Genomic DNA, 13,436 nt, shown 5'->3' on the forward strand with positions numbered 1-13,436 from the left:
ATTATGCACATTGCGGGCGACTTGGTGGCGGGTTTTTGACTACCGTGGGGCGTATCCGATCCGATCTTTGCTGGAGGAATGATGACCGACATTACGTCCACGTCTGCCTGGAAGAACCTGGAACAACTGCACGCCGAGAAGTCGCAGACCACGCTGCGTGACCTCTTCGCGGCCGACAGCGAGCGCGCTGACGCGTTCAGCTTCTCAGCGGCCGGGTTGCATGTGGACATGTCCAAGCAGCTTATCGACGCCGACGTGCTCGAAGCCCTCACCCAACTCGCCGACGAGGCGGGCCTGGCGGAGAAGATCGAAGCGATGTTTGGCGGTGCCCACATCAACAACACCGAGGACCGCGCCGTGCTCCACACCGCGCTGCGCCTGCCGGCGGAAAAGGACCTCGAGGTCGACGGCCAGGACGTGGCTGCCGACGTGCACGAGGTGCTGGGCCGGATGCGCGATTTCGCCTCCGCACTGCGCTCCGGCGAGTGGCTGGGGCACACCGGCCGCACGATCAAGAAGGTGGTCAACATCGGCATCGGCGGCTCCGATCTGGGCCCAGCAATGGCCACGAAGGCGCTGCGCGCGTATGCCACCGCCGGGATCACCGCCGAGTTCGTCTCCAACGTCGACCCGGCAGACATAGCTGCGGTGCTGGACCGCTGCAACGCCGAGGAGACGCTGTTCATCATCGCCTCCAAGACTTTTACCACCCAGGAGACGCTGACGAACGCGCACGCCGCGAAGCGCTGGCTGCTCGAACAGTTCGACGGCGACGAGTCTGCGATTGCCAAGCACTTCGTCGCGGTCTCCACCAACGAGGAGAAGGTGGCCGAGTTCGGCATCGACACGGACAACATGTTCGGCTTCTGGGACTGGGTCGGTGGTCGCTACTCCATGGACTCCGCGATTGGTTTGAGTCTCATGGCCGTGATCGGCCCGCTGGACTTCATGCGCATGCTCGAGGGCTTCCACGCGATGGACGAGCACTTCCGTACCACCGAGTTCTCCCGCAATGTCCCGGTGCTGATGGGGCTGTTGAACGTGTGGTACCGCAACTTCTTTGACGTGCAGACCCACGCGGTGCTGCCGTACTCGGAGGACCTCTCGCGCTTCCCTGCTTACCTGCAGCAGCTGACCATGGAGTCCAACGGCAAGTCCGTGCGCCACGACGGCACCCCCGTCACCTACGACACCGGCGAGATCTACTGGGGCGAGCCGGGCACGAACGGCCAGCACGCCTTCTTCCAGCTGCTCCACCAGGGCACCACCATGGTCCCGGCGGACTTCATCGGCTTCGCTCGCCCCAAGGAGGACTTCCCCACCGCTGATGGCACCGGCTCCATGCACGACCTGCTCATGGGCAATTTCTTCGCCCAGACGAAGGTGCTCGCCTTTGGCAAGGATCAGCAGACGATCGAGGCGGAAGGTGTCAGCAGCGAGCTGGCCCCGCACAAGGTCATGCCGGGCAACCGCCCGACCACCACGATCCTGGCCGAGGAGCTTACGCCCTACACTCTGGGCGCGCTCGTCGCGCTCTACGAGCACATCGTGTTTACCGAGGGCGTGATCTGGGATATCAACTCCTTCGACCAGTGGGGCGTGGAGCTGGGCAAGCAGCAGGCCAACGACCTGGCCGCCGCGGTCGCGGGTGCCCAGGCCCCGGACACAGGCGACGCTTCCACCGACGCGCTGATTACCTGGTACCGGAGCAAGAAGTAGGTCACACTCATGGGCGAGCAGATCTCCTCGGACTCGTACACCCCTCGCCAACGCTCGGTGTACCGCCGCCGCCTCGAGGAAGAACTCGAGGTCTTCGACCGCCACCTGCAGGAGGCGGAGTTTGTCAGCCACGGCACCATCGGGCTCGAGCTCGAGCTGAATTTGGTGGACGAGGCGATGCTCCCGCACGCCAACAACCAGGCCGTGCTGGAGCGTCTGGGCGACGAGTACCAGTCGGAGATCGGCGCCTACAACGTGGAGCTCAACCACCCGCCGCTATCGATCAACGGCGACGGGCTGATCCGGCTCGAGCGCGGCCTGAGCCAGCGCCTGGACGCGGTGCACGCCGCGGCGTCGGCAGCCGGCTCCCAGGTCGCGATGATCGGCACGCTGCCCACGATGACCTCGAAGTTCCTCCAGGAAACCGAGTGGATGACCCCGGAGAACCGCTACGCGGGCCTGAGCAAGTCCATCATGGACACCCGCGGCGAGCTCGTCCACCTCAACCTGTGGCGCGAGGAGCGCTACCGCCACGATTTCGAGGACATCGCCACCGAGTCCACCTGCACATCGATTCAGCTGCACCTGCAGGTCGCGCCCGACCGCTTCGCCAACGCGTGGAACGCCTCCCAGGCGATCGCCGGGGTGCAGGCGGCGCTGAGCGCGAACTCGCCGCTGTTTATGGGGCATCGCCTGTGGCACGAGTCGCGCATCCCGGTGTTCCAGCAGTCCATCGATACCCGCACCCAGGAGCTGATCAACCAGGGCGTGCGCCCGCGCGTCTGGTTCGGCGAGCGCTGGATCACGAGCGTCTTCGACCTCTTCGAGGAAAACGTGCGCTACTTCTCCCCGCTCATCCCGGAGGGCCGCGTGCAGGCAGGCGCGCCGTTCATGAAGGGCGAGAGCCCCGGCCTGCATTATCTCAACCTGCACAACGGCACGATCTGGCGCTGGAACCGGCCGATCTACGATCCGAACACGGAGCTCTCCCACATCCGTGTGGAGAACCGCCTGCTGCCCGCGGGTCCCACGGTCAAGGACATCATCGCGGACGCCGCCTTCTACTACGGCATGGTCAAAGCGCTCAGCGAGCAGACCCGCCCCGTCTGGTCGCGCCTCAGCTTTGCCGAGGCCGAGCACAACTTCCACGAGGGCGCGCGCCACGGGCTGACCGCGCAGCTGCAGTGGCCCACGCTCGGCACCATCGACGTCACCGAACTCGTCACCGACCACCTCCTACCCATGGCGCACGAGGGCTTGGCGCTTCTCGACGTCGACCCGGCCCTCGCCGACGAGTACCTCGGCATCATCGAACACCGCGCACGCACCCGACAAAACGGGGCGATGTGGCAGCTCAACGCGCTCAACGCTCTTGCGCCCCAATCACGCCCGGCAACCAAGGAGCGCGGAGAGGCGCTGGCGCGCATGCTCAGGCAATACATAGCAAATCAGCAGTCCGGCGCGCCCGTGCACACTTGGTCTCTCGAGGTTCAGTAAGGCACAATAAGCCGTTGATTTATGTAACCGTTCAACGCCGCGCGCCTTTTCGCGCATAAGGAGCATCTGTGCAAGCAATCGTCGACTGGATTGTCAACCTAATGGAGGTGCTCGGCGGTCCAGGCGTTGGTCTCGCCATCCTCCTGGAGAATGTTTTCCCGCCGATCCCCTCTGAGGTTGTCCTGCCGCTGGGTGGTTTCACCGCCGCGCAGGGCTCGGTCACCTTTGCCTCGGTGCTGATCTGGTCCATCATCGGCTCCGTCGCTGGCGCATACGTCCTCTACGGCGTTGGTGCCTGGCTGGGCGCCGAGCGGCTGCGCAAGATCGCCGACTGGATGTGGCTGGTCAAGGCCTCCGATGTGGACGCCTCGCTCGAGTTCTTCGACCGCCACGGCAAAGCGTCGATCTTCTTCGGCCGCCTCATCCCGGGCATCCGCTCGCTGATTTCCATCCCCGCGGGCCTCGACCGAATGAACCTTGTCACCTTCGGCCTGTGGACCACGCTGGGCTCCGGCATCTGGAACACCATCCTGGTCTCGCTCGGCTACGCGCTCGGCGACCGGTGGGAGATGGTCACCGAGTACGTCGACGCCTACTCCAAGGTCGCCTACGTCATCCTGATCCTGGTCCTTGTCGGCTTCCTCGTCTACTTCCTCCGCCGCGACATCAAGGAGCGCAAGTCCGCTGCGAAGTAGCGTTCCACCCTCCCGAAGGCTCGGGCTGGCACCGTGGGCACCACCAGATCACCCGCTCCAAATCCCCCTCCCCGCCGAGGAACCCCTTTTCAATGAGCGTTCCGCAGCGCCTGCACGGTTTGCGGTTGCGCCCAAACACGTAGCTCGTCTCCCCCGCGCGCTTGATCCCAGTGGTCACCCGCACGGGGGAGTCTTTGTTTGCCCACATCAGGCGGCGCGCAAGGGCCACATGCTTTGCGACGTCCACCTCCCCCACCTTTGCCGCCGGGTGGGTCCCCGCCAGGAAATTGATCTCGGCGCGGTACTCGTTACCAATCCCTGCAAGGTTGCGCTGGTCGAGCAGCGCGCGCCCGATCTCCATATCCGGGTTTGCCTCGATGCGGCGCACCGCCTCGGCCGCGTCGAAGTCCGGGTCCAATAGATCTGGACCTAGATACCCCATCTGCTGGGGGTACTCACGGGCGGGAAAGACCCGGACGAGTCCGAGCCAGAAGCCGACGAGTTCGATGTCGGGGCGGTTGGCGTCGCTAAGCGAGAGCACCACGCGGGCGGCATGCCCGGGCTTGCGCCACCGCTGCCCGGCGCGGTGGAAGGCCCAGGTGCCCTCCATCTTCAGGTGTGTGTGCAGGATCTCCGGGCCGAAGCGCATGAACAGGTGCTTGCCATAAGGCCAGACGCGTTCGCAGGTCATGCCCGTGAAGTCGACAGTGGCGAAGCGGGGCACGCGGATGCTGGTGCGCGTGACCTCGCGGCCGGTCATCCACTGCAAGCGCTTGGAGAGCTGATAGACGGAATCACCTTCGGGCATGGTGCAATACTAGGCCGCACTACGGCCGGAGTTGGTGGAGCGGGAACGTGACAACGCCCTCGCCGAGCGGCGCGGTCACGCCAGTGCCAGTGATGACCGCGCAGAACGTGGGCGGACCAGCAACGTGATCGATCGACGCAATCGCTTTCTGGAGCGACACTGCGCCTCGCTCCACCCCGCCAAAGCCGGTTTTGACCTCTACGGCCACCCATCGGCCATCGGGAAGCGTGAGCACGGCGTCGATCTCGTTACCATTAGAATCCCGGTAATGGTGGATTTCCCCCCCATCGCCTCAACCATCACGGCAAGGTCATGAATCACTGCGGACTCAAATAAGAAACCGGTAGTTTCCGGATCCGCAGTTAACGAGGCAGTGGTCGCCCCAAGTGCGGCGACAGCCAACCCCGGATCGGCAAGATGATACTTCGGAGATACACGCAGCCGCGCCTTCGACGATTCGTGGGCGGTACCTGCGTCCTGCCACCTGTTTCGTGTCCACATTCGCTCCAATTTGATGTTTTGCAGGACTTGTACTTTATGTTTTGCAGGACTTGTAGTTTATGTTTTGCAGATCTTTGTGGGAGAAGGTCACGTTAATCGTCGAAGCTCAAACTCTCGGCGGGCCCGTCGAGCTCGCCGAGTGCCTCCGCCACGCTCCGGCCTCGCCGCTTCGGTGCCGCCGCCGGCTTCGCACCGATCTTGACGCCCTTGTGCGTCACGCGCGCCCCATACTCGCGCAGGCCAAAGGCGGACTCACCGTTGAGCTTCTCTACCCCCAGGGGTTGCATGCGCCCGGCGCGCACTGCCTCGTCGAGGGCATCGATGACCAGTGGGAGCGGGTCTCCGATCCCTTCCGCGAAGCCCTCGAAGAAGGTAGTCATGGTTTTGCCGCCGCGGGTGATGTGGGCGGCGAGGAGGCCGTCGATAAGCACGACGATGGCCCCGGCCGCGCGGGTGGGGCCTTGGGTGGGCCAGGGCAGCGCGGCGCCGTAGGGGTTGGCGGGGTCGGTGGCGGCGAGCACGTAGACGTCCGGTTCGCGGGTGCCGGAGGGCCAGCCGATGACGTCGTCGGAATCCGCGTGCCCGCGCAGGCGGTCGATCGTGGCCGGGGTGGAAAACTGCGCCGCGCCCAGGCCTTCGATGAGGTAGCCGCGCAGCGCTTTGCCGCTTTCTTCGAAGCCGGAAAGCGTTTTATAGGCCAGGGCGAAGCCTCCGAGGATGTCCTCGGCAACCACGGAGCCGCGGGTGACCACCCCGTAGCGGTCGAGCAGGCTCTCCCCTAGCGCGACGGAGCGGCGCGTGGCGTCGGTGTCCGCGCGCGGGGTCGCGGCCCAGCGGCCCACCATGTCGGGTGGTGTGGTGTTGGCAAAGGAAGTGCGCCCGGAGCGGATGCGACTGCGCTGCGGGCGACGCCGCGTGCGGTGGGCAGACTTGCCCTTGCCGCCGACGAGCCGGGCGCGGATGGGCGCAAACGAGTCCGGCGACAGACACCCGGCTTCGACGAGGTCCCACATCGCTTCGCGCAGCTCGTCGCTGGTTGTGGTGCGCTCGTCGAGGGGACCAAGCAGGTCTGCGAAGAGGTAGCCGCCCCCGCCGCGGACGCGTTCCATCACCTGGGATTGAGTCAGGCTCAGTTGCGGTTCTTCTGCCTGGGGCAGGAGCTGCTCGGCGTAGTCAGCGGGCAGCAGCATGATCCAGGGGTCGCGTGCTCCGGCCTTGCCCGCGCCGACGATGAGGATCTCGCCGGAGGCGGTCAGCTCGTCCAGCATCACCGGCGAGTAGTCCCCCACGCGCGAGGGCAGGATGTGGGACTCCCACGCGCTCGCCGGCAGACGCACCCCGGCGAGCTGCTCGAGGACGGTGAACACGCCGTCGGCACCACGCAAGGCCGGTCGCACCCCGGACGCGCTCACGTTGTGCCAGGCGGGCAAGAATCGCCCGTAGGCGGACTGCGTCACCGGCTGGGTCTGCGCCCGTGCCGCCGCCAGCGAACGCGAGCGGATGATGCGCAACACCTCGGCGGCGACGTATTCTTCCTCGTCAACGCCCTGCCGGTAGTGCCCGGGGATCACTTTGTCCTGGTCAATGAGCCGATGTAGCGGCTCGTAGGCCGCGCCGACGGCAAGTCCGAAAGCATCAGCCAGATCGCGCAGAGTGAAGGGCCCGCGGGTGCGCACCCAGCGCCCCACCAGCTGCTGCAGTGCGTCCGGGATCGTGGCGACTTGGGCGGCGACGCCTGGTGGGACGGGGACGCCCAAACCGTCGCGAAGCAGCGGGGCGTCGAGCGTTTGCGCGATGTGCTCGCGCCCGCCGATGCGCACCCGCATCACACGGCCGCGCAGGTTTTCCTCCAGTGTGCCCAGGGGGACCTCGGTGTAGTCCGCAAGCTTGTCGACGTCCACGGGTCCCACCATCCGCAGCGTATCGGCAAACTGCTCCCTGGTTTTCGCGCGCCCGAGGCGGCGGAGGTTGGCGTCGGTCTCGGCGATCACGTCGGCGTCGAGAAGCTCGCGCAGCTCCACGGTGCCCAAGAGCTTGGCCAGCAGCGAAGGGTCAAGCGAGAGTGCCGCGGCGCGCTTCTCCGCGAGCGGGGTATCGCCCTCGTACATGAACGCGCCGGTGTAATTGAACAACAGCGAGGAGGCAAACGGGCTCGGCTGGTCGCAGGTCACCTCGGCAATCCGGATGCCGCGGGTGTTGATGTCGCGCACGACCTCCTGCAGCGCGGGCAGGTCGTAGACGTCCTGCAGGCACTCGCGGACAGTCTCCAAAATGATGGGGAAGGACGGGTAGTTGCGGGCGACGTCGAGAAGCTGCTCGGCGCGCTGGCGCTGCTGCCACAGCGGCGCACGCTTGCCGGGGTTGCGGCGCGGCAAAAGCAGGGCGCGGGCGGCGCACTCGCGGAAGCGGGAGGCAAACAGGGCGGAGTTGCCGACCTGCTCGGTGACGATGTCGGCGATCTCGTCGGCGTCGAACTGGAAAAGCGAGGCGTCCGGTTCCTTCTCCCCTTGCGGCAGGCGCAGCACGATGCCGTCGTCGCCCGCTACGGCCTGGGCGTCCATTCCCGTTTCCTGCGCCACCCGCCAACCAGTGGCCAGCGCCCAGGCGGCGTTAACCCCCTTGCCAAACGGGGTGTGCAAGACCACGCGCCAGTCGCCCAGCTCGTCGGTGAAGCGCTCCAGCACGAGCGTTTTCTCGTCCGGCAGGATGCCGGTGGCTTCCTCCTGTTCTTCGAGGTAGCGCACAAGGTTGTCGCGGGCGAACCCGTCGAGTGAAGCGTCGATGCCCTCGCCTGCTCGTGCTTGTCGACGAAACGCGCCCAACGCCTTCCCCAACTCATACGGCCGACCCGGCCCCTCCCCATTCCAGAACGGAAGCCTTCCGGTATGCCCCGGCGCGGGCGTGACCTGGACCTGGTCGCGAGTGATGTTCTCGATGCGCCAAGACGAAGCGCCGAGGGTGAACACGTCGCCGACGCGGGACTCGTAGACCATCTCCTCGTCCAGCTCGCCGACGCGGCGGGGTGCCTTGTCGTCCGCGCCGACAAGAAAAACTCCAAACATTCCCCGATCTGGAATCGTGCCCGCGTTCGTCACCGCCACCCGCTGCGCGCCCGGGCGGGCCTTGAGCGTGGTGCCTTCAAGGACGGCGCGAGGGCGCAGCTCCGCGAAGTCCGTCGAGGGGTACACGCCGGTAACCAGGTCGATCACGGAGTCAAACACCTCGCGGGCCAGATCGCGGTAGGGCCAGGCGCGGCGCACGGCGTCGTACCACTCGTCCACGTCTAGATCCTCGTAGGCCACCGCCGCCACCGTCTGCTGCGCGAGCACGTCGAGCGGGCTGCGCGGAGTGCGCAGCTCCTCAATCGCGCCCTCGCGCATCCGCGGCACCAGCGCCGCCGTCTGCACCAGGTCGGAGCGGTGCTTCGGATAGAAGCTGCCCTCGGATACCGCGCCGACGGTGTGGCCGGCGCGGCCAACGCGCTGCAAACCCGAGGCGACCGAGGGCGGCGACTCCACCTGGATCACCAAATCCACCGCGCCCATGTCAATCCCCAACTCGAGCGAGGAGGTGGCGATCACCGCGCGCAGCGAGCCTTCTTTGAGCATGGTTTCGGTCTGCACCCGCTCATCCTTGGACACGCTGCCGTGGTGGGCGCGCGCAATGACCTGCGCGGCGTGGCCTGCGGTATCCACCGATTTCATCAGCTGCGCGGGTGGGCGCCTTGTTTCAGGCGAGAGCGCCTCCGGATCATGTTCTTTTGCCCACAGCTCGTTGAGCTGGCTGGTCAGTCGCTCTGCGGTGCGGCGCGAGTTCACGAACACGATGGTCGAGCGATGCGCCATCACCTCCTCGTAGACTGCGCGCTCGATGTGCGGCCAGATCGAAGAGGTCGCCGCTGGCGGAGTCTCGGGCTCAAGTGTGTCGATGTCGCCCTCAATCACGGCCTCGCCAATTGTCGACGCGTCCTCCGGCACCGGCAGGTCCGACATATCTTCTACCGGCACATGGACGTCCAGCTGCCAGCGCTTTTCCGCGGGCGGGTTGATGATGGTGGTCTGTGGCCCCAAAAAGTTCGCTACCGTCTCGAGCGGGCGCACCGTCGCCGAGAGACCAATGCGCTGGAAGTTGCCGGCCAGGCGGCGCAGGCGCTCCAGTGAGAGTGAAAGGTGGACGCCGCGCTTCGTGCCCGCCAGCGCGTGGATCTCGTCCACAATGACCGTGTCCACAGTTTTCAGGACGCCAGCCGCCTTCGAGGTGAGCATGAGGTAGAGCGACTCAGGGGTCGTAATGAGGATGTCCGGCGGTTTCCGCAGTTGCCGGTTTCGCTCCGATTGCGGGGTATCGCCCGAGCGCACGCCCACCGAGATGTCCGGCATGTCGCGGCCCAAGCGCTGGGCGACACGCGCGATTCCTCCAAGCGGGGCGCGCAGGTTGTGCTCCACGTCCACGCCCAGCGCTTTCAAGGGGGAGATGTAGAGGACGCGGACGCCGCCGTGGGTGGAGGTCTGCGCGCCGTCGATAGGCAATGCCTGCTGGCCAGCCCGCTCCACGAGCGAGTTGAGCGACCAGAGGAAGGCCGCGAGCGTCTTGCCGGAGCCGGTGGGGGCGACGACGAGGGCGTTCTCGCCGTCGGCAATCGCCCGCCACGCGCCTTCTTGGACCGGGGTGGGCGCGGCGAAGACCTCGCTGAACCAGGTGGAGACCTGGGGATGGAAACGCTCGAGGATTGCCGTGCTCATAGAAGTTAAGGATAACGGGGCAGCAAACTGCGGTAGGGTTTGAACTATGACTGCGCAGTATTCTGACTCCCGGTTGACCAACCTGATTGCCCAAGGCACCGGCGAGATCCTCAAGGGGATCCGCGGCGTCGGCCTGCTGCGAGGGCGCGAGCTCGGCGAGGCCGGCGATGACCTGGCCCAGAACTGGATCGCCCGCGTACTCGAGCAGCACCGCCCGGGCGACGGATTCCTCTCCGAGGAGGCGGCGGACGACCAATCACGCCTGGACAACAACCGCGTCTGGATCGTCGACCCGCTCGACGGCACGAGAGAATTCGCCACCGGCCGCCAGGACTGGGCCGTACACATCGCCCTAGTGGAAGACGGCGTGCCTACCCACGCGGCTGTCGGACTCCCGGACCTGGGTGTGGTGTTTAAGTCCTCCGACGTGCGCCACGTCTCCGGCCCCTTTGCCGGCAAGGTCGCCATCTCGCGCAACCGCCCGCCGGCCGTGGCCGAGGCAGTTGCCGACGCGCTCGGGTTCGAAACCGTCAAGGTCGGCTCCGCCGGCGCAAAAGCCATGCACGTGCTGCTGGGCGACTACGACGCGTACGTGCACGCCGGCGGCCAGTACGAGTGGGACCAGGCCGCCCCGGTCGGCGTCTCCCTGGCCGCAGGTCTGCACTGCTCCCGCCTCGACGGCACGCCCATGCGCTTCAACAACAAGGACACCTACGTGCCCGACATGGTGATCTGCCGCCCGGAGATCGCCGACGATGTCCTCGCCGCCTGCGCCAAGTACTACGAGGAGCACGGCAGCTTTGAGGGGGTCGCTCAGTGACGGTCCCCACTCCGTACGAGGATCTGCTGCGCGAAATCTCCGAGCACGGCAAGGCCAAGGGCGACCGCACCGGCACAGGCACCGTGAGCCTTTTCGGCCGCCAGCTGCGCTACGACTTGGCCGACTCGTTCCCGCTTTTGACCACCAAGAAGGTCTTCTTCAAGGGCGTGGTCGGCGAGCTGCTCTGGTTCTTGCGCGGCGAGTCCAACATTTCCTGGCTCAAGGACAACGGCATCCGCATCTGGAACGAGTGGGCTGATGAGGACGGCGAGCTTGGCCCAGTCTATGGGGTGCAGTGGCGCTCCTGGCCGACCCCGGACGGGGCGCACGTGGACCAGATCGCCGAGGCATTGCGTACGCTCAAGGAAAACCCGGATTCGCGCCGCAACATCGTCTCCGCGTGGAACGTCTCCGAACTGGACAAGATGGCGCTTTTGCCCTGCCACCTGCTCTTCCAGCTCTACGTGGTCGACGGGACGCTGAGCATGCAGGTCTACCAACGCTCCGCCGACATGTTCCTGGGCGTGCCCTTCAACATCGCCTCCTACGCCCTGCTCACGCACATGTTCGCGCAGCAGGCCGGGCTCAAGGTCGGCGAGCTTGTCTGGACGGGCGGCGACTGCCACATCTACAACGATCACGTCGAGCAGGTCCGCGAGCAGCTCTCCCGCGAGCCGCGCCCGTACCCGCAACTCAAGCTGCGCAAGGCGGAGTCGCTCTTTGACTACGACTTCGACGACATCGAGGTTATCGGCTACGACCCGCACCCGACGATCAAGGCGCAGGTGTCTGTCTAGTGCTGGGCGCAATCTGGGCGCAATCGCTCGACCGAGTCATCGGCACCGGCACCGACATACCGTGGGACGTGCCGGAGGACCTCAAGTTCTTAAAAGAGGTCACGATGGGCCACCCCGTCATCATGGGCCGCAAGACCTGGGAGTCCCTGCCGTTTAAGCCCCTGCCGGGCCGCGCGAACCACGTGCTCAGCTCGCGCGAGCCGGGCGCATGGTCCGACGGGGCGTTCGTCTCCACCGACCTGCCCGACCTAGAAACCGACGCCTGGATCTTGGGCGGCGGCCAAATCTACGAGGCCACCCTTGATCTGGTCGACGTCGTAGCGCTCACGCTTATCGACGTCCACGTCGCCCACTCTCTCCCCAACCCAGTCTTCGCGCCCCACCTGGGCCCCGAATTCACCTTGGTACGCGACGGCGAGTGGAAGACTTCCAGGACCGGCACCCGCTTTAAGCATCAACGATTTGAAAGGAAAGCGACCTAACATGACTGCAACCCCAGAGACCAAGTCCCCTGTCACTATCTTTGCCACCGAGTGGTGCCCCTTCTGCGCACGCCTTCGTAAGAACCTGGACCGCACCGAGACGCCGTACGACCTCGTCGACGTCGAAGCCGAAGGCAACGAAGACGCCGCGGCTTGGGTGGAATCCGTCAACGACGGCAACCGCGTCGTCCCCACCGTCCTGTACTCCGACGGCACCCACGAGACGAACCCGGGAGCCTCCGCCGTGCGCCGCAAGCACGAGGAGCTGGCGGGCGCGTAGCGCGTAGCTGATTTTCGGTGCTGCTGATTGATCGCGCAGCTGATTTTCAGTGTCACGCGAGGGTACGGTACCCTCGCACTATTGCCCCAGTAGCTCAGTGGATAGAGCACTTCTCTCCTAAAGAAGGTGTCGGAGGTTCGATTCCTCTCTGGGGCGCGAACTTTTTCTACACAAAACTACCCGTTTTAACTGCGGGAACGGTGCATTTTTGGGGGTCTGCCGGGTTCCTTCGGGGGTTGGGCGCTGGGAGTCCGCGGCCGCGGACTGGATGGGAGGCCGTGGTTTGAGTCTGCGGCCGCGGACTGCTGTTGGCTGCTGCGCAGGGCTGCATTATCTGAGTCTGTTCGCGGCAGCACGTTGCACTGCAGGTGTCGAGCTGTGCCGTGGGGTTGGTGCCGGGGTCGTTCTAAATGGAGCTAGCTCCATTTAGACGCACGGCGGGATGACGACCTTGGGTTTTACCTTGGGTTTTACCGGCGACGTGACCCCAAATGGAGCTAGCTCCGTTTGGCTATTTCGTGCAACGGCGACCTGGGCTTTTACCGGAGGGGCGCACCCAAATGGAGCTAGCTCCATTTGGGAGGCCATTCGGTTTTTGGACACGGAGTCCGAAGACTTTTTGGACAGCACAGCCGCGGATGTAAAGACGCCAAGGAGTCTGCGGCCGCGGACTCTCGGGATGCACAGTCTGCGGCCGCAGACTGGAAACCCCGCAGCAGCGGACCCCCTCGGCCGGGTGTGTCAGCCGCGGACGTTGTTACCGATCACCGTCGGCAACACCAACGGGGACTGCCCCAGCAGCGCCTCCAGGTTCCCATCACGCTCCACCGCACTGGTGACCGCTTTGACCTTCGCCTGTGCCTTGCCTTGTCCCTGACCACGACCACCAGCAGCACCCATCGGACCAGCAGCCATCACACCCCCACGACCAGCAGCACCGGCAGCAGATCCACCAGCAACTGCACCCGGCATCTGGCCTGCAGCACCTGGCGCACCCGCGCCAAAACCTGCAACACCACGACCAGCGCCCATACCAGCACCAGCCCCGGCACCGGCAAGGCCCGCGCCAGCACCCAACGCACCACCAACAGCAGC

12 protein-coding genes, 1 tRNA gene and 1 pseudogene are annotated in these 13,436 nt (G+C 65.7%); 8 read left to right on the forward strand and 6 right to left on the reverse strand.

The genetic code is table 11. From position 1 onward, the window contains the following. Positions 1 to 81: 81 nt before the first annotated feature. The 3 genes from pgi (at position 82) to HMPREF2550_RS03715 (ending at position 3,911) form a co-directional block, all read left to right on the forward strand. The gene (gene pgi, locus HMPREF2550_RS03705; protein ID WP_083319763.1) at positions 82 to 1,719 is read left to right on the forward strand and encodes a glucose-6-phosphate isomerase; all 1,638 of its coding nucleotides are present in this window, start codon (positions 82 to 84) and stop codon (positions 1,717 to 1,719) included. Between the two features lie 9 nt (positions 1,720 to 1,728). Then, positions 1,729 to 3,216 carry a glutamate-cysteine ligase family protein gene (locus tag HMPREF2550_RS03710; RefSeq protein ID WP_070789767.1) on the forward strand — a complete coding sequence of 496 codons (1,488 nt, stop codon included), beginning with the start codon at positions 1,729 to 1,731 and terminating at the stop codon, positions 3,214 to 3,216. A 68-nt stretch (positions 3,217 to 3,284) separates the two neighbouring features. Continuing rightward, positions 3,285 to 3,911 carry a DedA family protein gene (locus tag HMPREF2550_RS03715; RefSeq protein ID WP_038589161.1) on the forward strand — a complete coding sequence of 209 codons (627 nt, stop codon included), beginning with the start codon at positions 3,285 to 3,287 and terminating at the stop codon, positions 3,909 to 3,911. Here HMPREF2550_RS03715 and HMPREF2550_RS03720 read toward each other — a convergent pair. The 4 genes and pseudogenes from HMPREF2550_RS03720 to HMPREF2550_RS03730 all read right to left on the reverse strand — a co-directional run bounded on the left by HMPREF2550_RS03720 (position 3,883) and on the right by HMPREF2550_RS03730 (position 9,962). After that, the gene (locus HMPREF2550_RS03720) at positions 3,883 to 4,719 is read right to left on the reverse strand and encodes a DNA-formamidopyrimidine glycosylase family protein (RefSeq protein ID WP_070789769.1); all 837 of its coding nucleotides are present in this window, start codon (positions 4,717 to 4,719) and stop codon (positions 3,883 to 3,885) included. The two genes, HMPREF2550_RS03715 and HMPREF2550_RS03720, sit on opposite strands and share 29 nt — an antisense overlap. A 19-nt stretch (positions 4,720 to 4,738) precedes the next feature. After that, positions 4,739 to 4,879, reverse strand: coding sequence for a hypothetical protein (locus tag HMPREF2550_RS12435; RefSeq protein ID WP_246819742.1), 141 nt, complete (start codon positions 4,877 to 4,879; stop codon positions 4,739 to 4,741). Positions 4,880 to 5,076: 197 nt separating this feature from the next. Next, a pseudogene (locus HMPREF2550_RS12615) lies at positions 5,077 to 5,220 on the reverse strand (hypothetical protein); the annotation flags it as partial. 92 nt (positions 5,221 to 5,312) lie between these two features. After that, a complete protein-coding gene (locus HMPREF2550_RS03730) occupies positions 5,313 to 9,962 on the reverse strand; it encodes an ATP-dependent helicase (protein WP_070789774.1) in 4,650 nt (1,549 codons plus the stop codon). 46 nt (positions 9,963 to 10,008) lie between these two features. Between HMPREF2550_RS03730 and HMPREF2550_RS03735 the strand changes: the two genes are divergently transcribed. From HMPREF2550_RS03735 to HMPREF2550_RS03755, 5 genes are all read left to right on the forward strand, one after another. Beyond that, the gene (locus HMPREF2550_RS03735; RefSeq protein ID WP_070789776.1) at positions 10,009 to 10,782 is read left to right on the forward strand and encodes a 3'(2'),5'-bisphosphate nucleotidase CysQ; all 774 of its coding nucleotides are present in this window, start codon (positions 10,009 to 10,011) and stop codon (positions 10,780 to 10,782) included. After that, on the forward strand, positions 10,779 to 11,579 hold the full coding sequence (locus HMPREF2550_RS03740; protein ID WP_070789778.1) for a thymidylate synthase: 801 nt from the start codon (positions 10,779 to 10,781) through the stop codon (positions 11,577 to 11,579). Before HMPREF2550_RS03735 ends, HMPREF2550_RS03740 begins: the two co-directional genes overlap by 4 nt. Next, positions 11,579 to 12,061, forward strand: a complete 483-nt coding sequence (locus HMPREF2550_RS03745; RefSeq protein WP_070789779.1) for a dihydrofolate reductase — start codon at positions 11,579 to 11,581, stop codon at positions 12,059 to 12,061. Before HMPREF2550_RS03740 ends, HMPREF2550_RS03745 begins: the two co-directional genes overlap by 1 nt. 1 nt (position 12,062) lies before the next feature. Then, a complete protein-coding gene (locus HMPREF2550_RS03750) occupies positions 12,063 to 12,341 on the forward strand; it encodes a mycoredoxin (protein WP_070789780.1) in 279 nt (92 codons plus the stop codon). Positions 12,342 to 12,424: 83 nt separating this feature from the next. After that, positions 12,425 to 12,497 (forward strand) — tRNA-Arg (locus HMPREF2550_RS03755). Between the two features lie 585 nt (positions 12,498 to 13,082). Here the strand turns inward: HMPREF2550_RS03755 and HMPREF2550_RS12220 are convergent. Together HMPREF2550_RS12220 and HMPREF2550_RS12225 are read right to left on the reverse strand one after the other, a co-directional pair. Continuing rightward, positions 13,083 to 13,256: a hypothetical protein gene (locus tag HMPREF2550_RS12220; RefSeq protein WP_168167671.1), complete on the reverse strand. Its 174-nt coding sequence runs from the start codon at positions 13,254 to 13,256 to the stop codon at positions 13,083 to 13,085. After that, a partial coding sequence (locus HMPREF2550_RS12225; RefSeq protein WP_168167682.1) for a hypothetical protein occupies positions 13,256 to 13,436 on the reverse strand: 181 nt, incomplete at its 5' end. The genes HMPREF2550_RS12225 and HMPREF2550_RS12220, both read right to left, overlap by 1 nt.

The sequence above is a fragment of the Corynebacterium sp. HMSC074A01 genome, from assembly GCF_001831515.1.
Lineage (GTDB): Bacteria > Actinomycetota > Actinomycetes > Mycobacteriales > Mycobacteriaceae > Corynebacterium.